This is a genomic window from Winslowiella sp. 2C04 (assembly GCF_050037805.1).
Classification (GTDB): domain Bacteria; phylum Pseudomonadota; class Gammaproteobacteria; order Enterobacterales; family Enterobacteriaceae; genus Erwinia; species Erwinia toletana_A.
On sequence record NZ_CP188300.1, the window covers coordinates 591,024 to 612,244 of the forward strand.

The 21,221-nt window shown below is 53.9% G+C and carries 15 protein-coding genes; 11 read left to right on the plus strand and 4 right to left on the minus strand.

The window, feature by feature from the left end:
• Positions 1 to 110: 110 nt before the first annotated feature.
• A complete protein-coding gene (gene tolC, locus ACP3TC_RS02655) occupies positions 111 to 1,595 on the minus strand; it encodes an outer membrane channel protein TolC (protein WP_313853779.1) in 1,485 nt (494 codons plus the stop codon).
• 215 nt (positions 1,596 to 1,810) lie between these two features.
• Between tolC and nudF the strand changes: the two genes are divergently transcribed.
• The 6 genes from nudF to ACP3TC_RS02685 are packed head-to-tail and all read left to right on the plus strand — an operon-like array spanning position 1,811 to position 7,227.
• Positions 1,811 to 2,446: an ADP-ribose diphosphatase gene (gene nudF / locus ACP3TC_RS02660; RefSeq protein ID WP_426817468.1), complete on the plus strand. Its 636-nt coding sequence runs from the start codon at positions 1,811 to 1,813 to the stop codon at positions 2,444 to 2,446.
• The gene (locus ACP3TC_RS02665) at positions 2,443 to 2,868 is read left to right on the plus strand and encodes a DUF1249 family protein (protein WP_313853777.1); all 426 of its coding nucleotides are present in this window, start codon (positions 2,443 to 2,445) and stop codon (positions 2,866 to 2,868) included. Before nudF ends, ACP3TC_RS02665 begins: the two co-directional genes overlap by 4 nt.
• A 45-nt stretch (positions 2,869 to 2,913) precedes the next feature.
• Complete coding sequence (cpdA, locus tag ACP3TC_RS02670) at positions 2,914 to 3,741, plus strand: 3',5'-cyclic-AMP phosphodiesterase (RefSeq protein WP_426817469.1); 828 nt, start codon at positions 2,914 to 2,916, stop codon at positions 3,739 to 3,741.
• 2 nt (positions 3,742 to 3,743) lie between these two features.
• Positions 3,744 to 4,325: an esterase YqiA gene (gene yqiA, locus ACP3TC_RS02675; protein WP_313853773.1), complete on the plus strand. Its 582-nt coding sequence runs from the start codon at positions 3,744 to 3,746 to the stop codon at positions 4,323 to 4,325.
• Between the two features lie 53 nt (positions 4,326 to 4,378).
• Positions 4,379 to 6,274 (plus strand): DNA topoisomerase IV subunit B, encoded by a 1,896-nt coding sequence (gene parE / locus ACP3TC_RS02680; RefSeq protein ID WP_313853772.1) that lies wholly within the window; start codon positions 4,379 to 4,381, stop codon positions 6,272 to 6,274.
• A gap of 53 nt (positions 6,275 to 6,327) precedes the next feature.
• Entirely contained in the window at positions 6,328 to 7,227 is a 900-nt protein-coding gene (locus ACP3TC_RS02685; RefSeq protein WP_313853770.1) for a LysR family transcriptional regulator, read from the plus strand.
• Between the two features lie 30 nt (positions 7,228 to 7,257).
• Here the strand turns inward: ACP3TC_RS02685 and ACP3TC_RS02690 are convergent, their stop codons facing one another.
• Positions 7,258 to 7,566, minus strand: coding sequence for a putative quinol monooxygenase (locus ACP3TC_RS02690; protein WP_313853769.1), 309 nt, complete (start codon positions 7,564 to 7,566; stop codon positions 7,258 to 7,260).
• A gap of 32 nt (positions 7,567 to 7,598) precedes the next feature.
• Positions 7,599 to 8,180 (minus strand): NAD(P)H-dependent oxidoreductase, encoded by a 582-nt coding sequence (locus ACP3TC_RS02695; RefSeq protein ID WP_313853768.1) that lies wholly within the window; start codon positions 8,178 to 8,180, stop codon positions 7,599 to 7,601.
• Positions 8,181 to 8,336: 156 nt separating this feature from the next.
• Between ACP3TC_RS02695 and ACP3TC_RS02700 the strand changes: the two genes are divergently transcribed.
• The 4 genes from ACP3TC_RS02700 to ftsP all read left to right on the plus strand — a co-directional run bounded on the left by ACP3TC_RS02700 (position 8,337) and on the right by ftsP (position 14,018).
• Positions 8,337 to 9,101 carry a transporter substrate-binding domain-containing protein gene (locus tag ACP3TC_RS02700; RefSeq protein WP_313853767.1) on the plus strand — a complete coding sequence of 255 codons (765 nt, stop codon included), beginning with the start codon at positions 8,337 to 8,339 and terminating at the stop codon, positions 9,099 to 9,101.
• A gap of 211 nt (positions 9,102 to 9,312) precedes the next feature.
• Complete coding sequence (parC, locus tag ACP3TC_RS02705) at positions 9,313 to 11,586, plus strand: DNA topoisomerase IV subunit A (protein ID WP_313853766.1); 2,274 nt, start codon at positions 9,313 to 9,315, stop codon at positions 11,584 to 11,586.
• Between the two features lie 147 nt (positions 11,587 to 11,733).
• Positions 11,734 to 12,471, plus strand: a complete 738-nt coding sequence (locus ACP3TC_RS02710) for a 1-acylglycerol-3-phosphate O-acyltransferase (RefSeq protein WP_313853764.1) — start codon at positions 11,734 to 11,736, stop codon at positions 12,469 to 12,471.
• Between the two features lie 128 nt (positions 12,472 to 12,599).
• A complete protein-coding gene (ftsP, locus tag ACP3TC_RS02715; protein WP_313853763.1) occupies positions 12,600 to 14,018 on the plus strand; it encodes a cell division protein FtsP in 1,419 nt (472 codons plus the stop codon).
• Positions 14,019 to 14,068: 50 nt separating this feature from the next.
• Here the strand turns inward: ftsP and ACP3TC_RS02720 are convergent, their stop codons facing one another.
• The gene (locus ACP3TC_RS02720) at positions 14,069 to 20,047 is read right to left on the minus strand and encodes a hypothetical protein (RefSeq protein WP_426817470.1); all 5,979 of its coding nucleotides are present in this window, start codon (positions 20,045 to 20,047) and stop codon (positions 14,069 to 14,071) included.
• Positions 20,048 to 20,284: 237 nt separating this feature from the next.
• Between ACP3TC_RS02720 and ACP3TC_RS02725 the strand changes: the two genes are divergently transcribed.
• On the plus strand, positions 20,285 to 21,205 hold the full coding sequence (locus tag ACP3TC_RS02725; RefSeq protein ID WP_426817471.1) for an Rpn family recombination-promoting nuclease/putative transposase: 921 nt from the start codon (positions 20,285 to 20,287) through the stop codon (positions 21,203 to 21,205).
• The last annotated feature ends 16 nt before the right edge of the window (positions 21,206 to 21,221 follow it).

The window sequence follows — 21,221 nt, forward strand, 5'->3', positions numbered from 1 at the left end:
AGGGGAAGAGTGGTGAAATTTGAAGCGGTGAAGCCAGATGGAATGGGGATCTTTACTTAGCTATACGTTTGATTGTGAAGGGGGACAGCGATGACTGCCCCCGGTATCACTTACTGACTGAATGGGTTACGGCCAGTACTGGCTGATTGACGCGGCGCAGCGGCAGGTGTGGCCTGCGTTTGTACCGGAGCCTGATCCAGATTCGTGTTGTTGGCAGCGGCATCCTGCTGCGGATCTACTGGCGCAACAGCGTCAGGCGCAGTGGAAACATCCTTGCCTAAACGGGTGTTCAGTGCCGACAGATCCTGTTCGTTCAGCGTACCCAGAGCAGATTTGATGTTCAGTTCGTTAATCATATAGTCATAACGGGCATCAGAAAGCTGCTGCTTGGCATTGTACAATGTGGTCGTTGCATCCAGCACATCAACGATAGTGCGGGTACCCACCTGATAACCAGCTTCCATGGCATCCAGGGAGCTTTGCGCAGAAACCACTGCCTGTTTGTAGGCGTTGATGCTGCTGATGGACGCGTTCACGTTGTTAAATGAGGAGCGAACGGTTTGTACGGTGGAGCGATGCGCGCTTTCCAGCTGCTCACTGGCGCTGACGTAAGCGTATTGCGCCTGTTTCACCTGGGACGTCACCGCGCCGCCGCTGTACAGCGGAAGCGTAAAGCTCAGGCCAACCTGGTTGCTGCCGGTGATGCTATCAGTGGAGCCAGTGGACTGATTGGCACGGCTGCCGCCATATTTGCTGTTCGACATACCGGTAGAAGCAGTCAGGTCGACAGTTGGCATGTGGCCGGTTTCTGACGAGCGAATCTGCTCACGCGCCAGGTCTTGTGACAGACGCGCAGATAACAGGCTCAGGTTACGGCTTTCCGCTTCCTTCAGCAGCGCATTTACCGGCTGCGGTTTTTCGGTCTGGAAACGGTCGATATTCAGTGAAGCCAGTGACGGATAGTAGTTGCCGGTCACCTGGCGCAGGATTTCAACGGTATTATCCAGCGCATTACGTGCGGACACTTCACTCGCCAGCACGCTGTCATATTGCGCGCGCGCATTCTGCACATCGGTAATCGCCACTAAGCCAACGTTAAAACGTTGAGTGGTCTGATCTAACTGACGATAAATCGACTGTTTCTGCGCTTCGATATACGAAAGCGAGTCAATGGCGCGTAAAACATTAAAATAGGCGGTGGCGGTATTCAGCATCAGCGACTGCTGTGCGGTCTGATAAGTAACGTCCTGAATGCCGGCACTTTTTTCTTGTAACGTCAGCGCGCGCCATTTAGACATATCAAACAGCGTTTGCGTTAATTGTAATGTGCCGCTGGTGGTATTGGAGTGCAGGCCGCTGCTGTCGCGATAACCGTTGTTATAAGTATAATCTGCGCCCAGACCAAGTTGTGGTAATAGCGGACTGCGGGCTTCATTAATTTTTTCAAATGCAGCATCACGGTCGGCAGCAGAACTGCGCAGGTCAGGGTTAGTGATTCGCGCCTGCTGATAAACTTGCAGCAGGTTCTCTGCCTGACTTGCGACGCTGAAGCCCGCCAGGCTCAGGCCGATAAGTAATGGGAGCAGTTTCTTCATTTGCATTCCTTGTTGTGCAGCAATATTGCTATGGTAGCGCTGACATAAGCCAAAAAAATAATCGCCGATTCTAGCAGAATCTGCCGCCTGGATAAGTTGGCTGAACGTGCCATCTTCCCTTAATTTACGTAAATCTTTCAGAAAGAACCATACTTCTCCGAGATTGAGATTTGAGATACTCAATTTCGTCCCCAGCTTGTTCAGGAGGTGTAGCGATGGACAGTGAAAAAAAATACCCTGTGACTTTCACAAAAAACGATGTAGAAATTATTGCACGTGACTCGCTTTACCGTGGTTTTTTTTCCATCCAGCGTTATCGCTTTCGCCACCGCCTGTTTAATGGCGGAGTCAGCGATGAAGTGGTGCGGGAAATTTTTGAACGTGGTCACGCTGCGGTGCTGCTACCCTATGACCCATTACGCGATGAGGTAGTACTGATTGAACAGATCCGCATCGCGGCTTTCGACACCAGCCCGACGCCCTGGCTGATGGAAATGGTCGCCGGGATGATTGAGCCGGGTGAAAGCGTTGAAGATGTGGCGCGCCGTGAAGCGGTTGAAGAAGCCGGATTAACCGTTGGTCGTATAAAACCGATTATCAGTTATCTTGCCAGCCCGGGGGGCACCAGCGAACGATCGTCGGTGATGGTGGGTGAAGTGGATGCCAGCCTGGCACAGGGATGCCATGGTCTGGAGGAAGAGAATGAGGATATTCTCGTCCATGTAGTAAGCCGTGAACAGGCTTATCGGTGGGTGGAAGAGGGGAGAATTGACAACGCGGCCTCTGTCATCGCCCTGCAATGGCTGGAGCTGTACCATAAGAAACTACGCGAAGAGTGGAACGCCAAATGATTAAGCGCTATACCCCTGATTTCCCCGAAATGATGCGCCTGTGCGAAACCAATTTCGCCCAGCTGCGTCGCTTGTTGCCTCGCAATGATGAGGCGGGTGAAGCGGTGACTTATCAGGTTAACAGCGCCAGTTACAGCATCACTATTCAGGAATCGACCCGCTACACCACGCTGGTAGAAATCAAGCAAACTGCGCCGGCCGTGAGTTACTGGAGCCTGCCATCAATGTCTGTCAGACTTTATCATGATGCTATGGTTGCGGAAGTGTGTTCAACGCAGCAGATCTATCGCTTCAAAGCACGCTATGATTATCCCAATAAAAAATTGCATCAACGTGACGAAAAGCATCAGATTAACCAGTTTCTTGCTGACTGGTTGCGCTACTGTTTAGCGCATGGCGCGATGGCTGTACCAGCCTGTTAACCGTGCGACAGAAGACGATAATGGCGTGGAGACTAAGGATACTCTTTGGATAGCCTGTTAAAACTTCCTGTGTCGAGTGGGGACAACATCAGGATTTTACAAATAACGGATACCCACCTTTTCGCAGGTAAAAATGAGACGCTGCTGGGTGTGAATACCTGGGAAAGTTATGATGCAGTGCTGGACGCTATCGAGGCGGAAGGGCGGCATTATGATCTGATCGTCGCCACTGGCGATCTGGCTCAGGATCACACAGCTGAGGCTTATCAGCACTTTGCTGAGGGTATTGCACGTCTGCCGGCTCCTTGCGTCTGGTTGCCGGGTAATCATGATTTTCAGCCCGCGATGTTTAGCACGCTTGCTGAAGCGGATATCGCTGATGCCAAGCATGTGCTGCTGGGCGAAAGCTGGCAGGTAGTGCTGCTCGACAGTCAGGTGTTTGGCGTGCCGCACGGTATGCTGAGTGAATATCAAGTGGAGTGGCTGGAGAACACACTGGCACAGCACCCGCACCGGCATACGCTGGTATTGTTGCACCACCATCCGCTGCCATCGGGTTGTAACTGGCTCGATCAACACAGCTTGCGCAATCCCCACGCGCTGGATGCAGTCTTGCAGCACTATCCATTGGCGAAAACGCTGCTCTGTGGCCATATCCATCAGGAACTGGATCTCAACTGGAATGGACGCCGGATACTCGCGACGCCATCGACCTGCGTCCAGTTCAAGCCACACTGCACTAACTTCACTATTGATTCCGTTGCGCCGGGCTGGCGCTGGTTAGATCTGTTTGCTGATGGTCGGTTGGAAACTCAGGTAAAGCGCCTGCAAACTCAGTATTTTAATCCCGACCTCGACTCAGAAGGATATTAGCAATGGCGACGTTGCTCTATCTGCACGGATTTAACAGTTCGCCGCAATCGGCAAAAGCGACGCAGTTTCAGCGCTGGCTGGCAGAACATGCACCGGAGATTGAGATGCTGGTGCCGCAGTTACCGGCATTTCCCGACAGCGCCGCTACGCTGCTGGAAAGTCTGGTTATGGAGCGGGCCGGTCAACCGTTGGGCGTGGTCGGCTCCTCATTAGGCGGCTACTATGCCACCTGGCTATCGCAATGTTTTATGTTACCTGCGGTAGTGGTAAACCCCGCCGTGCGGCCTTTTGAGCTGCTGGCTGACTATCTTGGGCATAACGAGAACCCATACACCGGGCAACATTATGTGTTAGAGTCTTGCCACATTCACGATCTGAAAGTCATGCAAATTGACCCGCTGGAGTCGCCCGATCTTATCTGGCTACTGCAACAAACGGGTGATGAAGTGCTCGATTACCGTCAGGCTCTGGACTACTACAGTGCCTGCCGCCAGACGGTAGAAGAGGGCGGAAATCATGCCTTTATCGGATTCGAACGCCATTTCCCGCAGATTCTCGACTTTATTGGCCTGAATCACGCCTGAGCGATTGTGGGAACATAGCTAACCGTTTTTAAGCCACCAATCAGATTTATACGATGACTCAATCCAGCTACAACGCTGATTCCATTGAGGTACTCAGCGGCCTCGAACCCGTTCGCCGACGTCCGGGAATGTATACCGACACCTCACGCCCGAACCATCTGGGCCAGGAAGTCATAGATAACAGCGTCGATGAAGCGTTAGCGGGCCACGCCAAACGTGTCGAGGTGATTCTGCACGCCGATCAGTCGCTGGAAGTGATCGATGACGGCCGTGGTATGCCGGTGGATATTCACCCGGAAGAGGGCGTGCCAGCGATTGAGCTGATTCTTTGCCGTCTGCATGCCGGTGGTAAATTTTCCAATAAAAACTATCAGTTCTCCGGCGGCCTGCACGGCGTGGGAATTTCGGTGGTCAACGCCCTGTCCAAACGGGTGGAAGTTACCGTGCGCCGTAATGGCGAAGTGTACGAAATGGCCTTTGAAAATGGCGATAAAGTACAGGATCTGACGGTAACCGGCACGGTGGGTAAGCGCAACACCGGTACTCGGGTGCACTTCTGGCCGGATGGCTCTTTCTTCGACAGCCCACGTTTCTCGGTTTCGCGCCTGGCACACGTGCTGAAAGCCAAGGCGGTACTCTGCCCGGGCGTGGAAATTGTCTTTAAAGATAAGGTTAATAACACCGAGCAGCGCTGGCTCTATGCAGATGGCCTGAATGACTATCTCGCCGAAGCGGTTAACGGCCTGATTACGCTGCCGGAAACACCGTTTATCGGCTCGTTTTCCGGTGATGTCGAAGCGGTGGACTGGGCGCTGCTGTGGCTGCCGGAAGGTGGCGAACTGCTGACCGAAAGCTACGTCAACCTGATTCCGACCATGCAGGGCGGTACCCACGTTAATGGCCTGCGTCAGGGGCTGCTGGATGCTATGCGTGAGTTTTGCGAATTCCGCAATATTCTGCCGCGTGGCGTTAAGCTGTCGGCGGAAGATATCTGGGATCGCTGCGCGTATGTGCTGTCGGTTAAAATGCAGGATCCACAGTTTGCCGGTCAGACCAAAGAGCGTCTCTCTTCCCGTCAGTGCGCCGCTTTTGTTTCTGGCGTGGTGAAAGATGCGTTCAGCCTGTGGCTGAACCAGAATATTCAGATAGCCGAACAGCTGGCAGAACTGGCGATTTCCAGCGCCCAGCGCCGCATGCGTGCGGCAAAAAAGGTGGTGCGTAAGAAGCTGACCAGTGGCCCGGCACTGCCCGGTAAACTGGCGGATTGCTCCGCGCAGGATCTCAGCCGCACTGAACTGTTTCTGGTGGAAGGGGATTCCGCAGGCGGTTCTGCCAAACAAGCGCGCGATCGTGAATATCAGGCGATCATGCCGCTGAAAGGTAAGATCCTTAACACCTGGGAAGTCTCTTCTGATGAGGTGCTGGCGTCGCAGGAAGTGCATGATATTTCAGTGGCGATCGGTATCGATCCGGACAGTGAAGATCTGAGCCAGCTGCGTTACGGTAAAGTTTGTATCCTCGCGGATGCGGACTCCGATGGTTTGCATATTGCCACCCTGCTGTGCGCGCTGTTTGTTCGCCACTTCCGTTCGCTGGTGAAAGGCGGCCACGTGTATGTGGCGATGCCGCCGCTGTACCGTATCGACCTCGGCAAAGAGGTTTATTACGCCCTCGATGAAGAGGAAAAGGCCGGTATTCTTGAGCAACTGAAGCGCAAGAAAGGCAAGCCAGGCGTACAGCGCTTTAAAGGGTTAGGTGAGATGAACCCATTGCAGCTGCGTGAAACCACGCTCGATCCGAATACCCGTCGTCTGGTGCAGTTGACTATCGACGATGAGAATATCGCACAGACCTTAGCGGTGATGGATATGCTGCTGGCGAAGAAGCGTTCGGAAGATCGTCGCAACTGGTTGCAGGAAAAAGGCGACACTGCCGAAATCGAAGTCTGAATCCGGGGCGACCAACAGGTCGCCCTTATTATTTCTGGTTTGCAGGATGGTCTGTGAAAATCACCCTTGAAGAACTGCGTGCCTGGGTTGTGGTGATCGACACCGGTTCGATTACCGCCGCGGCTGAACAACTGAATCAAACCAGCTCGGGCATTAGTCGTGCGCTGAGTCGGCTGGAAAATAAGCTGCAAACGACGCTACTACACCGCACCACACGTCGGCTGGCGTTAACCGAAGAAGGGCAGATTTTTCTTGAGCACGCGCGGAACATTCTGTCTTCGGTAGAAATAGCTGAAGAGCAAATTGCTCAGCGCCGTGAAATCCCCTCCGGAAGACTGCGTATTAACGCCGCCACGCCGTTTATGCTGCATGTGATTGTGCCGTTGATGGCGGAGTTCAGTGCGCGCTATCCCTTGATTCAGCTGGAGCTGAATACCGATGATGTGGTGATCGACCTGCTAGAGCAGCAGACCGATATCGCCATTCGCATTGGTGAGCTGCGGGATTCCACTATTCATGCGCGCGCGCTCGGCAGCAGTAAGTTACGCCTGCTGGCCAGCCCGGACTATCTGGAGAAATACGGTAAGCCGGAAAGCGTAGCCGATTTGGCTAACCATCGGTTGATCGGCTTTACTCAACTGGATAAACATAACCTCTGGCCGCTGTGGCGCAGTGAAGGGGAGCTGTTGCAGATTAAGCCGGATGTTGCGGCTTCCAGCGGAGAAACCATTCGCCAGCTGGCAGTATATGGTCAGGGTATTGCACGGATATCTGATTTTCTTAGTCGGCAGGATCGCCAGAGTGGTCGGCTGGTGCCGGTGCTTGAAGAGCAGACGCGTGAAATGCATCACCCGATTCATGCGGTCTATTACCGCAATACCACGCTGTCGACGCGCATTACCTGCTTCCTTGATTTTCTCAGCGAGCAGATTGCCACAAAGCCCCTGCTGTAGCAGGGCGGAGCCAGCTCCGCCCTCAATGAACTACTTCGCCGCTTCCAACACGAAAATCTTCACATCTACCACATCATCTTTGATCCTGGTGCGATGGGCTTCCATATGCGGCATTTGCTGATGCTGTTCCAGATGGCGCAGCGAGTCCCAGTGTTCCAGCATAAAAATAGAATCTGGTGAATGCTGTTTCCACGGTACCTGGGCTTTTAGATCAAGCAGTGCCTGATAGCTGCCACAACCCTCTTCTTCCAGTACCGTTGGTGTTAACTGTTCAATTGCCGCCAAAACTTCATTGCGACGGCCCGGTTTGACACAAATTTCAGCAATCACGGTCAGCATGCTTAATCCTTCAGTTATTCAGGAGTGTTAAGTTAAGCAAAAATTTTGCCCAGATGCTCACGATAGCGCTCGATATCACGTGGAATATCCGGCTGTTTAATCACATCGTTACAGATAAAGGTCGGCAAACCTTCCATGCCAAGGAACTGATTGGCTTTGTGGAAGTGCAGATACAGGCCATCAACGCCAACACCTTCAAAGAACTGCTCGGGATCGGTAAAGGCTTCCAGCGGGGCGTTCCAGGTCAGCGACAGCATATAGGTTTTGCCCTGAATCAGGCCGCCGGAACCGTATTTTTTCGCCGCATCAGCACGGGTACGCCCGTCACTGGCATACAGTTTGCCGTGGCCTTCGGTGAACACTTCATCAATATATTTTTTCAGAATCCAGGGTTCACCCATCCACCAGCCAGGCATTTGATAGATCACCGTGTCGGCTGCGAGGTATTTCTCAATTTCTGCCGCCACGTCATAACCTTCATCGACCATGGTGACGTCTACTTCATGGCCGTTATCACGCAGAAAACTGGCCGCAACGTTAGTCAGGGTATGGTTCAGCTCGCCTTTGGAATGGGCAAACTGTTTGCCTGCATCAATGATAAAAATTTTGCTCATGTGATTTTGTCTCTGGTTCATGAAATTAATGCCAGTGTACGCGCCTGTGCGCCAGAGAAAAATGTGCTGTTGATCACAACACTCTTGCTTCAGCAGCAATAATCATCGCGGCTGGAGTAATGTTTTAGCCTTGATAATAAAACGGAAATGGCAGTAATGAACAAACTATGGGCCGTGGCATTAATGATGGTGGCAGGCGGAGCCAGCGCGCAGTCGCATCTGGACCGCGTAATGCAGAGCAAAATCCTGAACGTCTGTACTACCGGTGATTACAAACCTTATACCTTTCTGCGCAGCGATGGCGGCTACGAAGGGATTGATATATCAATGGCTGAATCACTGGCGAAGAGCCTTGGCGCGCAGGTTAAGTGGGTGCCAACCAGCTGGAAAATGCTGATGCCGGACTTTCTGGCGAAGCAGTGTGATATTGCACTGGGTGGCGTTTCGGTTACGCTAAAACGTCAGCAGACTGCCTGGTTTGCTAACCCGCTCGGCACTGACGGTAAAATTCCGCTGGTGCGCTGTGAGGATAAAGCCAAATACCAGACCATTGAGCAGCTTAATCAGCCGCAGGTAAGGCTGGTTGAACCGGCCGGCGGCACAAATGAAGCCTTTGTTCACAGCCATTTACCGAAAGCGAATCTGACGCTATTCCATGATAACGTCACTATTTTCCAGCAGTTGGTGGATAACAAAGCGGATGTCATGATTACCGATGCGTCGGAAGCATTGTATCAGCAGAAACGCTTCCCGCAGCTGTGTGCGGTTAATGCCGATAAGCCGATGCAGTATGGCGAGAAAGCCTATATGTTGCCGCGCGATGATATTAACTGGAAGCTGTATGTCGACCAGTGGCTGCATCTGAGCACCGCTACCGGCGAGTATCAGCAGATTGTCAGTCAGTGGTTAGCCCGCGATTAATCACTGTTCACCGGCGGCGATAATGCCGCCCGATATCTGACGGGTCGTCTGAGAGCGGTGTGCAGCCGCGCCTGCTGACAGTTGTGCCAGCCACCTCGCGGTTCTCTGTGACAGAACATCACCAGATAAGGTACTATCCTCGCCAAACATACCGCTGTGTGGCGCGTTGAAATCAGTAATAATTGCGCCGCGATGTGAGGAAATGAAATTAATGAGTGACTTGACGCAGGATGGTGCAGAGCGTCTTGCCCTGCATACGTTTACAGAGAATGCGTACCTCAACTACTCCATGTACGTCATCATGGACAGGGCGCTTCCTTATATTGGCGATGGCCTGAAGCCGGTTCAGCGCCGCATTGTCTATGCCATGTCGGAACTGGGGCTGAACGCCAGCGCCAAATTTAAAAAGTCAGCCCGTACCGTTGGTGACGTGCTGGGTAAATATCATCCACACGGCGACAGCGCGTGTTATGAAGCGATGGTATTGATGGCGCAGCCGTTCTCCTATCGCTATCCGCTGGTGGATGGTCAGGGAAACTGGGGTGCGCCGGACGATCCGAAATCCTTTGCGGCGATGCGTTATACCGAATCGCGCCTGTCGAAATATGCAGAAGTGCTGCTGGGAGAGCTGGGTCAGGGTACGGTAGATTACGTACCGAACTTCGACGGCACCATGCAGGAGCCGAAAATGCTGCCTGCGCGCCTGCCGAACATCCTGCTGAACGGCACGACCGGTATTGCGGTGGGAATGGCGACCGATATCCCGCCACATAACCTGCGTGAAGTGGCAAAAGCCGCCATCACCCTGATTGACAGCCCGGAAACCTCGCTTGATGAGCTGCTGGATATCGTGCAGGGGCCGGACTATCCGACCGAAGCCGAGATCATTACGCCGCGCGATGAGATCCGTAAGATCTATCAAAATGGCCGCGGTTCAGTGCGTATGCGAGCGGTATGGCGAAAAGAAGAGGGTGATGTGGTGATCACCGCGTTGCCACACCAGGTTTCCGGTGCGCGTGTGCTGGAGCAGATTGCCGCGCAGATGCGCAACAAAAAGCTGCCGATGGTGGAAGACCTGCGCGATGAATCGAACCACGAAAACCCGACGCGTCTGGTAATTGTGCCGCGCTCCAACCGGGTGGATATGGAACAGGTGATGAACCACCTGTTTGCCACCACCGATCTGGAAAAGAGCTATCGCGTTAACCTGAATATGATTGGCCTGGATAATCGCCCGGCAGTGAAAAATCTGCTGGAGATTATCAGCGAGTGGCTGGTATTCCGCCGTGATACGGTGCGTCGCCGTCTTAATTATCGTCTGGAAAAAGTGCTGAAACGCCTGCATATCCTCGAAGGTTTGCTGGTGGCGTTTCTGAATATCGATGAAGTGATTGAGATCATCCGAACTGAGGATGAGCCGAAACCGGCACTGATGTCGCGTTTTGGCATCAGCGAAACTCAGGCAGAAGCGATTCTCGAATTAAAACTGCGTCATCTCGCCAAACTGGAAGAGATGAAAATTCGCGGTGAGCAGGACGAACTGGCAAAAGAGCGCGATCGGTTGCAGGCGATTCTGGCTTCCGAGCGCAAAATGAATAATTTGCTGAAGAAAGAGCTACAGGCTGACAGCGATGCCTACGGCGATGACCGACGTTCTCCGCTGCGTGAGCGCGAAGAAGCGAAAGCCATCAGTGAACACGATCTGATGCCATCTGAGCCGGTAACGATTGTGCTGTCGCAGTCTGGCTGGGTGCGCAGCGCCAAAGGGCACGATATCGACCCGTCAGGTCTGAGCTATAAAGCTGGCGACAGCTATCGCGCCGCCGCGCGCGGCAAGAGTAATCAGCCGGTGGTGTTTATCGACTCTACCGGACGTAGCTATGCGCTGGATCCAACGACGCTGCCGTCGGCGCGTGGTCAGGGCGAGCCACTGACCGGAAAGCTGACGCCACCGCCGGGCGCGGTCATTGAGCAGGTATTGATGGAAGCCGACGAGCAGAAACTGCTGATGGCATCCGATGCCGGTTATGGTTTTGTCTGCACTTTCAGCGATTTGGTTTCGCGTAATCGTGCCGGTAAGGCGCTACTGTCGCTGCCAGAAAATGCCAAAGTGATGACGCCGATGGCGATTCACAGCAACGACGATATGCTGCTGGCAATTACCACTGCGGGCCGCATGCTGCTGTTCCCGGTCGGCGACCTGCCACAGCTGTCGAAAGGTAAGGGAAACAAGATTATCTCGATTCCATCGGCTCAGGCTGCATCGGGCGAAGATAAGCTGGCGTGGCTGCTGCTGCTCACGCCGCAGAGTGCAATTACCCTGCATGTGGGTAAGCGCAAACTGACGCTGCGTGCTGAAGAGTTACAGAAGTTCCGTGCTGAACGTGGTCGTCGTGGCACCCTGTTGCCGCGTGGATTACAACGTATCGATCGCGTGGATGTAGACGCCCCTGCGCGTCCACCAGCGGCCGACAGCGAAGAGTAACGGTCAGATATTTTCACCATAACGTCCCTTCCTCCTTTACGGAGGAAGGTTAGGATGGAGCTTGCTCCATCCCAATCCTCCGCCATATTCTGGTGGAGGGGGCATTGGCGCCGGGTTGCTTAGCTCGGAAGCAATAACGAGGTTGTGATGCTCTTAATTTTACGGGTAATTTTTGTCGTCATTTATTCAATTCTGCTGTGTGTGTTTGGTTGTATTTATTGTCTGTTTTCGCCGCGAAATCCCCGTCACGTTGCGACCTTTGGCCACCTGTTTGGCCGACTTTCCCGGGTGTTTGGCGTTAAGGTTGAACAGCGTAAACCTGCTGATGCTGCAAATTATGGCAATGCCATTTATATTGCTAACCATCAGAATAATTACGATATGATCACCGCCGCGAACATTGTGCAGCCGACGACCGTAACTATCGGTAAAAAAAGTCTGCTGTGGATTCCGTTTTTTGGACAGCTCTACTGGCTAACCGGTAACTTGCTGATTGACCGGGATAATCGCGCTAAAGCACATGGCACTATTGGTGAGATGGTTGAACAGTTTCAGAAGAAAAAAATCTCTTTCTGGATGTTCCCGGAAGGCACGCGCAGCCGTGGTCGCGGTTTATTGCCGTTTAAAACCGGTGCGTTTCATGCTGCGGTGACAGCGGGCGTGCCGATCATTCCTATTGTGGTCTCAACAACGCATAACAAAATAAAACTGAACCGCTGGAATAATGGTTTAGTGATTGTCGAAATGTTGCCACCGGTTGATGTGAAGCAGTTCGAAAATCAGTCGGTGCGTAAACTGGCGACCCATTGCCGCGAGCTGATGGCTGCTAAGCTTGAGCAGCTGGATGCGGAAGTCGCGGAACGTGAAGCCAGTAACCGGGTTTAATGATGAATATCGGAGCGGCAGCTATGCTGCTCCGCGTGATATAAGCAGTAACGCAGCACTTTCTCACATCATAATAAAATGGAAAGCGGCCAGTCCCCTATAGCCGCGCTCACGGGTACGGAGTTTTTATGTCCTTTAGTCGACGTCAATTTATTCAGGCATCGGGCCTCGCCCTGTGTGGCAGCGCACTGCCTTTCAGTGCCCGCGCCGCCGAGAATGGAACTGCATTACCGGTTCCACCGTTGCTGGAATCTCGTCGTGGTCAGCCGCTGTTTCTTACCCTGCAACGCAGTCACTGGTCGTTTAGCGGCGACAAAAACAGAGTGCCGGTATGGGGTATCAACGGCGGCTATCTTGGTCCGACGGTGCGAGTCTGGAGTGGCGATGACGTCAAGCTTATCTACAGCAACCGCCTGAATGAGCCGGTATCGATGACGGTCAGTGGTTTGCAGGTGCCGGGTGCTCTGATGGGCGGTGCGCCGCGCATGATGTCGCCGGGTGTCGACTGGTCACCGGTGGTGCCGATCCGTCAGGCGGCTGCCACCTGCTGGTATCACGCCAACACGCCTAACCGCATGGCTCCTCATGTTTATAACGGACTGGCGGGTATGTGGCTGGTGGAAGATGAGGTGAGTAAATCGTTACCGATTCCTAATCATTACGGCGTCGATGATTTCCCGGTAATTATTCAGGATAAGCGGCTGGATAATTTTGGTGTGCCACAATATGAGCCGCCTTCCAGCGGTGGCTTTGTTGGCGATACGCTGGTGGTTAACGGGGTACAGAATCCGTATGTTGAAGTGTCGCGTGGCTGGGTTCGCCTGCGCCTGCTGAATGCTTCCAACTCGCGCCGCTATCAGCTGGCGATGAGTGATAATCGCCCATTTAATGTGATTTCCAGCGATCAGGGCTTTTTGCCTGCCCCGGTCGCGGTTCAGCAGCTGTCGCTGGCACCGGGTGAGCGTCGTGAAGTGCTGGTGGACATGTCGCAAGGTAAAGAAGTATCGATTACGGCTGGCGTGGCGGCAGGAGTGATGGACCGTCTGCGTGGCTTTTTCGAACCCTCCAGCATTTTAACTTCTACGGTGGTATTGAATCTGCGACCAACCGGATTGCTGCCGTTAGTGACTGATAATTTGCCGATGCGTCTGGTAGCCGATCAGATTATTGATGGTTTGCCGAGTCGCACGCGTGAGTTCCGCCTCGGTGATGCGTTACCGGGTATTAATGGTGCGCTATGGGATATGACGCGTATCGATACTCAGGCGCAGCAGGGCAGTTACGAACGCTGGATTATCCATTCGGATACGCCACAGGCCTTCCATATTCAAGGCGTGATGTTCCTGATCAAAAGCGTCAATGGGGCGCAGCCGATGGGGGAAGATCGTGGCTGGAAAGATACCGTATGGATAGATGGCGATGTGGAGCTACTGGTGTTGTTTACTCAGCCATCCTCGCAACACTTCCCGTTTGTTTACCACAGTCAGATGCTGGAGATGGCCGATCGCGGCTCGGCAGGTCAACTGCTGGTGCTGCCGGTAATGTAATCCAGCATGCTGCGACTCATAAAATTTGTGCAGGTGTGCTGGTCGTCTGACTAACTTGAACGAAAGTAAGAGAGATAGCGACGTTTAATCGGCAATTTTCGCGCCTCCAGTTCGATCTTTAGCCTGGCGGCATCGACCATCTGCAGATAGCGCGGACTGTGAGCGAGAAACTCATCGGCCGCAATGCCGCGCAGGCGACGGACGTCAAACTGACCGAAGCCACTTTCCGTTAAACTGCGGCTGATGGCCTGGTACAGGCAGTCACCATCGGCGGCAATCGGAATAATTTCTCCCGGCGCTGTTTCAATATCGTAATGCCCCATGCCTGACGGTTCGCTGTATCTCAGCGCGACGTGCAGCTCTGCCGGCTGCGGCTGATAACGTCCCGTCACGCAGCGTTCGTCCTGCCCCTGGCGATAGATATGACTCACACCGTCCCGGTTTACGGTCAGCACCGTGTCTGACGGCAGCTGCGCCGAATTGATCAGTAACACGGCCGCCTGCTCACCCAGTTCAGAGTGCCAGGCACCCGGCGCGCGCAGCATTGAGTCGGCCATCAACGCCACATCTGCGCTGCTGAAGGTGATGTCCGTTGGGGGGGCAAGCTCGCTGCTCGCCGCCGCCGGTTCGGCTTTTATCTCCGTCTGGGCCTTCAGATATTCATCGCCATAGCTGATAAAGTACTCCTCACCCGGCATTACGTCCCGGGTGGTGACCAGCATGGTAAGATTTTTACCGAAACGCACGGCGGCAACGTTATTGCTGGCAATCGCGGGATTGTTACCCAACTGGCCGGTATTGATATTTTTGGTGATATTCCCGCTTGCCAGGCCGCTGACGGTACGCGTGATGGCATTGGTGCCAAAAAGATAGGCGGAGGTGCGGTCTGCCCCCTGTTTCCTGCGCTCGTGCTGCAGCGATTTGACAGAAGCATGATAGATGCCAGCATAGGGTGCCAGCAGGGTCAGTGACGGAATAATCTCTCTGCTGCCGTTAAATACGCCGTTGCCCAGTGAAATAATCTCGCCGTTCACCTCATGGCAGGTTGGCGCGGTTATCATGCGGTCACCGGCGGTAATCTCCAGCGTGGTTTCATGCTCCACTGCCTGGCGAAAGGCTTCAGACAGCTTCATTTTTGCCGCTTTGCTCTCCTTTGAGGGCATACCGGCAAAGATGCTATTCAGCTCACCCCAGTTGGTGGTATTGATCTCACTGGCCGACGCTTTGCCTTCGGCCTGAAGCGTCAGGCTGCGGGAGGGATCGTCCGGATCGCGCAGAATAGGGAGATCATTTCGGATGGTGTCCTGCTGCGGTAGTTCGAGCTGCTCTCTGTTCAACACCATGCCTCGATCATCCAGCGTGATTTGCCAGATTTTACCGCGTTGCTGATCGGTTATCAGAGATGACTCCGTTTTGATTGCCGCTCCTGTTATCTCCGGTGCAACGGCTTGAGGATGGGGAAGCTCATTGGTGATGGATTTGTTGTGCAGCTTCAGCGATTTTGCTGGCCGTTTGGCGCAGTAGCGTTTCCAGAGTATTGCCCCTCGGGGTTTCAGTCCGTTTTCATCGACCAGTCTGGAAAAATAGCTGTATCTCAAACCATGTTCAACGGCGTACTGTTTCACCCCCATTTTTTTCAGCTCCTCGGTCATATTGGACCAGGTCTCCAGATGCGGAAGATAGTTCAGTGGGCCGGGGTGAGTTTTATTAAGTATCGCGTTGCCATCGGCCGTCAGTCCGGAATCATTGGCCAGTTTTGCCCAGGTATGTTTATTAATCCCTTTACTCAGAGCATAGTTTTTTGCTCCTTCCCGAATTGCTTCGGTTTTTTCAGTAATTTTTTGCCATTGCTGACAGTGATAGGCAATAAACGACTGATGATCCTGCATTGTACTGGATGGTTGCGTCACCGGTATGCTGCTGCTGTCAGGAATAGCGGAGACAGTATTATCAGCTTGATGCGTTATTGCCGCTGCCGGGAATGCAGCAACCGGGGTAGGTGACAGATCCGGCTGTTGCGAAAGCAGGACTCTTGTCTCATTAGCATAGATGCCAGAAAGTAACCGCTTGGTGCCCTTATTGCTCAGGCCGTTTTTGTTGGCAAGAAACGAAAACGTCCGGTAATTGAGTACATGTTTATTTGCGTAGTTTCTTACTGCATCATCAGCATTCCTTTCGGCGTCCGACAGCTTAAGCCAGCCCAGCAGATGAATATCATATCCCTTGCGACTTTTATCAGACGGCATCAATCTGCGTTGGCCCTCTTCGGTTAATCCGCTATCGGTAGCCAGCTCTGACCAGTAAGAACTATTGAGGCTGTTGAGTTCAGCGTAACCCCTTGCACCGCCAACCCTTGCTCTGAATTCAGGACTTTTGGTGATCCATAACTGACACTGAAGGCTGTAATCGATCTTGCCGCCAGTTGTCAGAGTAGCCATCATTTTTTTATGTCCTTTTTCAGTCAGGCCCTGGTCGGTGGCATACATTGACCAGTATCGGTGTATCAGGTTGCGGCTATCAGCGTACAGGCGTGCGCTGCCTGCTGGCAGGTTTCCATTCCTGGATATTTGCTGCCATATAATGCAATGCTGGCCATAATCGTTTCCTGAAGGGAAGTTGAGGGCAGCCATTCGCTGATTTCCCTCGTCGGTTAGCCCGATGTCGTTAGCCAGCCTGAGCCAGCAATCAACGCTTAACCGATTATCGACGGCATACTGCGCTGCGCCACCGGCCTGCTGCCGCGCCTGCTGTTGCATCTCGTGCCAGATTTTGCAGTACTTGCCGTAATTAACATGCTGATCGCCGGCATAGCCAATTAACTGTTTTAGTCCCTGGTTCGACAAGCCCTCCTCGTTGACCAGTCTCTTCCAGGTCGACAGGCACAGATTATGCGTGTAGGCATACTTTCTGGAGCCACCTGCATCGGCCTTTTCCTTAGCCGACATTCTGTCCCAGTTATCCAGATGATCGTAATAGCCGATTCTGCGTGTTTCAGCCGGCGCGGGTGCCAGCCGGTCTACTCCAGATTGTTGCAGTCCTCGACGGCCAACCATTCGTTCCCACGTCGAGACAGTTATCTTGTTCGCTTCGGCATAGCCTAATGGCCCGCCCCACATCTCCCGTAGATCCTGTCCCATTGTTTTCCAGTTATTCAGATGAAAGATATAATCGGCTTTCTTATTGACCGATGATGCTGCAACCAGCGCTTCACCCTCGTCGCGCAATCGATCGTTCTGAGCCAGTTGCTGCCAGAATCGGGCATCAATATTGTGGGTTCTGCCATAGCCCTGTGCACCACCAAAGTTATCCCGCTGTGCCTGGATCATGTTTTGCCAGATTCTGCAGTGGTCGGTAAGGCTGAGTCCGTCGGATTGTTGCGGATCGTCACCGGAGATACTGGTAGCGGGCTCTGTGGCACGAATCTCTTTAGCTTTCGGCAGCAGTGGCGGCGAGCCATGACGTTTAACCATATAGATTGAAACATCCTGCCAGGTGGCGATGATCTGGCTGAGATCCGGCTGCGATACGCTGTGGACGGTATTGATATTATTGGCATAACAGATGGCCTGGCTAAGCTGCGCCAGCGTCACGGTCCCACCGGCGCTGGCATCGGTATTTTCCGTGGCTTCAGCCGGTGGATCCAGCTGAGAAAACAGCGATGTGAACGCGTTCTGCAACGGCAGCGGCAGTTGGTCCAGTCGCCGCTGCTGGCCGAGACTGGCGACGCACTGCTCAATATGGCTCAACGCCGCCGCCTGGTTCTGCTGGCGGTGGGATACCGTATCCGTTCCGGCGGCATTGTCCTGGAGCTGATGCAACTGGGTCAGCAGCTGATTTTCAACCGGCGACATCGGGCGCAGATTATCCGGCAGCGGCGGGGCGGACAGGTTTTTGCCTGCGAAAATCTCAGAAACCCGCAGGCAGGGCTGATAACTGATCGGATCGTCAGCGCTGTCGCTGCTGTCATAATCCGGGCCGGTGGCTGACGTCAGCGGACTGGCAGAGTGAGAAGGACCCGCCTGAGGAGGCGATGAACACTTACTGGTGCCCAGTCCGAACGCAGGCCCGGCGTCACTGTTCGCTCCGTCGGGAAGCAGCACTGGATTCAGCGCATAGTGTTCCCACTGGCGTTGCAGCTCCTGCCTGACGTCAAACACCGCTATCCGCAGCGGCAAATCATCACTTTTTTCACGATATCCGGCGATCCTGACCTGGCGATCCTCGTCGGTTACGATCAGCTTGCGCAGCATGTGTCCCTGCTTAACCGGAGCCTGCGCGTAAGGCGCGGTTTTATGCGCGGTCTCACCGTCTTTGATGGCCCCCATGGTACGAAACAGCAGATTGCGCACCGCATAGTCGCCGGTTTTGCGCGCCTCGATCAGATCTTTGCGCCGGACCCTGACGACAAACGACGGTGCTTTATTAATGCGCGTTTCATCGCGGGTAATGTGGCTGTTGACCCCGTCGATCTCCTTCAGCGTCACGATGCGTTGTTTCCGGGTGCTTTCCACCTGGCAGACGATCTCCACTTCCTCGTTCAGCCACTCCTGCTCACGCCGCATGCTGTCGAGCCGATCCTCGCGCTGCTCTGTCCAGGCCTGGCCCTTCAGCTCCCTCTGCTGCTGATATAAGCGGTAGTCGGCCTGCTGCTGCCGGGTTCGTTCCGCATCCTGCTGCGCCTTCGTTCGGTTTCCGCACTCGATGAAAAACTGATTATCGGCGGTGAAGGTGTCCAGCGCTTCACGCAGTTTTATCCAGTTGCGCTGTTTTTTCATTTTCTGCTCAAGCTGCAGGTTGAGTGCCGTCAGGCTGAAATTCAGGCGGCTGAAGAATTCCGGATCGTTGACCAGCTGCAGACTGCGCTGCGCTGCGTGGTAAATCTGACCGTCGGCCAGCACTTCCTGTAAATGGCGACGGGCGTCGGAATCCAGTGCGGTGCAGAAGGTGAAGCACTCCAGCAGAGCGGGCAGCAGCGACTGGTCATGCGGCGTAGCTGCCAACGTGCTGACGATACGGTAGCCGGGCAGGTGTTCGCCGAGTGCGCGGACTAAAGCTGCCCGAGCCTCGCGGCTGGTTTCCAGTAACGCCAGCCACCTGATCGTCGTCAGCTTTTTTGCTTTGGAGGCAGTGGTTTGCTGACGTGTCCGGTCCCATGCCAGCCTCAGTGCGTTCAGTTTGCCAATGACGTCACCGGTCAGCACGCGGCTAATGTCGCTGCTCAGGCCGGTGACAGTGCGCTCTATACCGGTGACGGCGGGAGGCCCGGTCCGGTCCGTCGCAAACAGATCCTGCATAATTATCTGGCGGACAACCTGCTGCATGCGTGGAATTTCCGTAGTTCGCAGCGCGAGGCGGAGGGACGCTTGCCTGTCGGCGATAAAACTTCGCAGTCGCCCGGCCGATGCTTTTTCCTCTGCCCCGATGCCGCTGATGCGTCCCTGCTCAATACTCTGCAACCGGTTAGTCAGCGCACTGAGATCGTCAAGGGTGCGCTCGCCGCCTTGCAAAGCGTGCAGCAGGGCGAGATCACGGTACAGGGCGGGCAGTGCGGAATCGCGGCTGGTAGTGACCTGGCTGTCGGGCAGCCCCTGAAAACGGCGCTGAATCAGCTCAAGATCGGCGCGTAAGGCGACGGTGATGGCGTTGCCGTGCTCAGCCAACAGTCTGGTTGAAAGGCTGTAAAGCTGCCGGGCAAACATCTGTGGGGCAGCGGCTGGCGGCGCTATTCCGGTGGTAGCCAGCGCTCGTGCTGCATCAGGCAGGCAGAGTGCAGCACTGACGGAGGCAGGCACCGGCAGCGGGTTAAAATGAATCGCGGCAGCGGGGGCGGAAAGCGTATCCGGCTGCGACAGCGTGGCTGCGGATCGTGGGAGAAGCTGATCAGCCTGTAGCGTGGGAGCAGCGTTGGCATGTGGGCTGTTAGTAACGTGGCGGAGATTCTCAGCCAGGGCTGATGAACTGCCGATTAAATCAGCAACTGGGGCAAGCTGCGTTCTGTAACTTATACAGGCAATAGCGTTGTTTTCCATACGCGCACCTGCTCCGCTGTCAGGCCGTGATTTCAGGTCTTTTTTGACTGAAATAATTTCGGCAGGTTAACAAATGTAGACGGAAGTACAATTACTCTTACCGTTAAAACAGCGATATGGTCTTTTTTTGCGAACAGCAGGGCGGTATTTATCTGATGAATTTGCTGTCTGTATTTTAACCAATCTGTTTCTGTGATAGCGTCCGGATATGTCAAACGGAATGACAGGTAAGATAATATGGCATCTACACCCGCCCCACATGATTCGATATTCAGGCAGTTGCTTAGCCATCCCGAAACCGCCAGAGATTTTCTGCAGATTCATCTGCCTGCGCAACTGCAGTCACACTGCAAACTTGATACTCTGCAACTGGCGTCGGGAAACTTTATTGAAGAGGACCTGCGACCGTATTACTCAGATGTGTTGTATTCGCTGGAAGCAGGGTGCGGTGACGGGTATGTTTATTGCCTGATTGAGCATCAGAGCTCGCCGGATAAACAGATGACCTTCCGGCTGATGCGCTATGCCATTGCGGCGATGCAGCGCCACCTTGATGCCGGGCATCTTCAGCTGCCGCTGGTGATCCCGTTGTTGTTTTATCACGGACAGGTCAGCCCTTATCCTTACCCGATGAACTGGCTGCAGGCTTTTAGCGATCCGGAGCTGGCGGCACAACTGTACAGCAGCGATTTTCCGCTGGTTGACGTGACTGCCATTCCTGATGACGAAATCATGACGCACAGGCGAGTGGCGATGCTGGAGCTGTTGCAGAAACATATTCGCCTGCGCGATCTTGCCGAGTTGCGCGAGCGGCTGGTCACACTGCTGCACAGTGGATACACTACTGGAGAGCGGCTGAGCTCACTGCTGCAATATATGCTTCAGGTGGGAGATACCGCGGCCGCTGGCTTCTTTATTCGCGAGCTGGCACAACGTTCACCGCAACATGAGGAACTACTGATGACTATTGCACAAAAGCTGGAACAGAAAGGGCGTCAGGAAGGACGTCAGGAAGGGCGTATTGAGGGAATTCAGCTGGGTGAGCTGAAGGCAAAACGAGAAGTTGCCCGGATGATGCTGGCTAAAGGCTTATCCCCCTCCGTTGTGATAGAAATGACCGGTCTGACAGAAGACGAACTAAAAAAAATTCATCACTAACCGGCCAAAAGATCTG

Bases quoted from the DNA above. Each gene is read 5' to 3' on its own strand.
- tolC (WP_313853779.1), bottom strand. From the start codon at position 1,595: ATGAAGAAACTGCTCCCATTACTTATCGGCCTGAGCCTGGCGGGCTTC.
- nudF (WP_426817468.1), top strand. From the start codon at position 1,811: ATGGACAGTGAAAAAAAATACCCTGTGACTTTCACAAAAAACGATGTA.
- ACP3TC_RS02665 (WP_313853777.1), top strand. From the start codon at position 2,443: ATGATTAAGCGCTATACCCCTGATTTCCCCGAAATGATGCGCCTGTGC.
- yqiA (WP_313853773.1), top strand. From the start codon at position 3,744: ATGGCGACGTTGCTCTATCTGCACGGATTTAACAGTTCGCCGCAATCG.
- parE (WP_313853772.1), top strand. From the start codon at position 4,379: ATGACTCAATCCAGCTACAACGCTGATTCCATTGAGGTACTCAGCGGC.
- ACP3TC_RS02690 (WP_313853769.1), bottom strand. From the start codon at position 7,566: ATGCTGACCGTGATTGCTGAAATTTGTGTCAAACCGGGCCGTCGCAAT.
- ACP3TC_RS02695 (WP_313853768.1), bottom strand. From the start codon at position 8,180: ATGAGCAAAATTTTTATCATTGATGCAGGCAAACAGTTTGCCCATTCC.
- ACP3TC_RS02700 (WP_313853767.1), top strand. From the start codon at position 8,337: ATGAACAAACTATGGGCCGTGGCATTAATGATGGTGGCAGGCGGAGCC.
- parC (WP_313853766.1), top strand. From the start codon at position 9,313: ATGAGTGACTTGACGCAGGATGGTGCAGAGCGTCTTGCCCTGCATACG.
- ACP3TC_RS02710 (WP_313853764.1), top strand. From the start codon at position 11,734: ATGCTCTTAATTTTACGGGTAATTTTTGTCGTCATTTATTCAATTCTG.
- ftsP (WP_313853763.1), top strand. From the start codon at position 12,600: ATGTCCTTTAGTCGACGTCAATTTATTCAGGCATCGGGCCTCGCCCTG.
- ACP3TC_RS02720 (WP_426817470.1), bottom strand. From the start codon at position 20,047: ATGGAAAACAACGCTATTGCCTGTATAAGTTACAGAACGCAGCTTGCC.
- ACP3TC_RS02725 (WP_426817471.1), top strand. From the start codon at position 20,285: ATGGCATCTACACCCGCCCCACATGATTCGATATTCAGGCAGTTGCTT.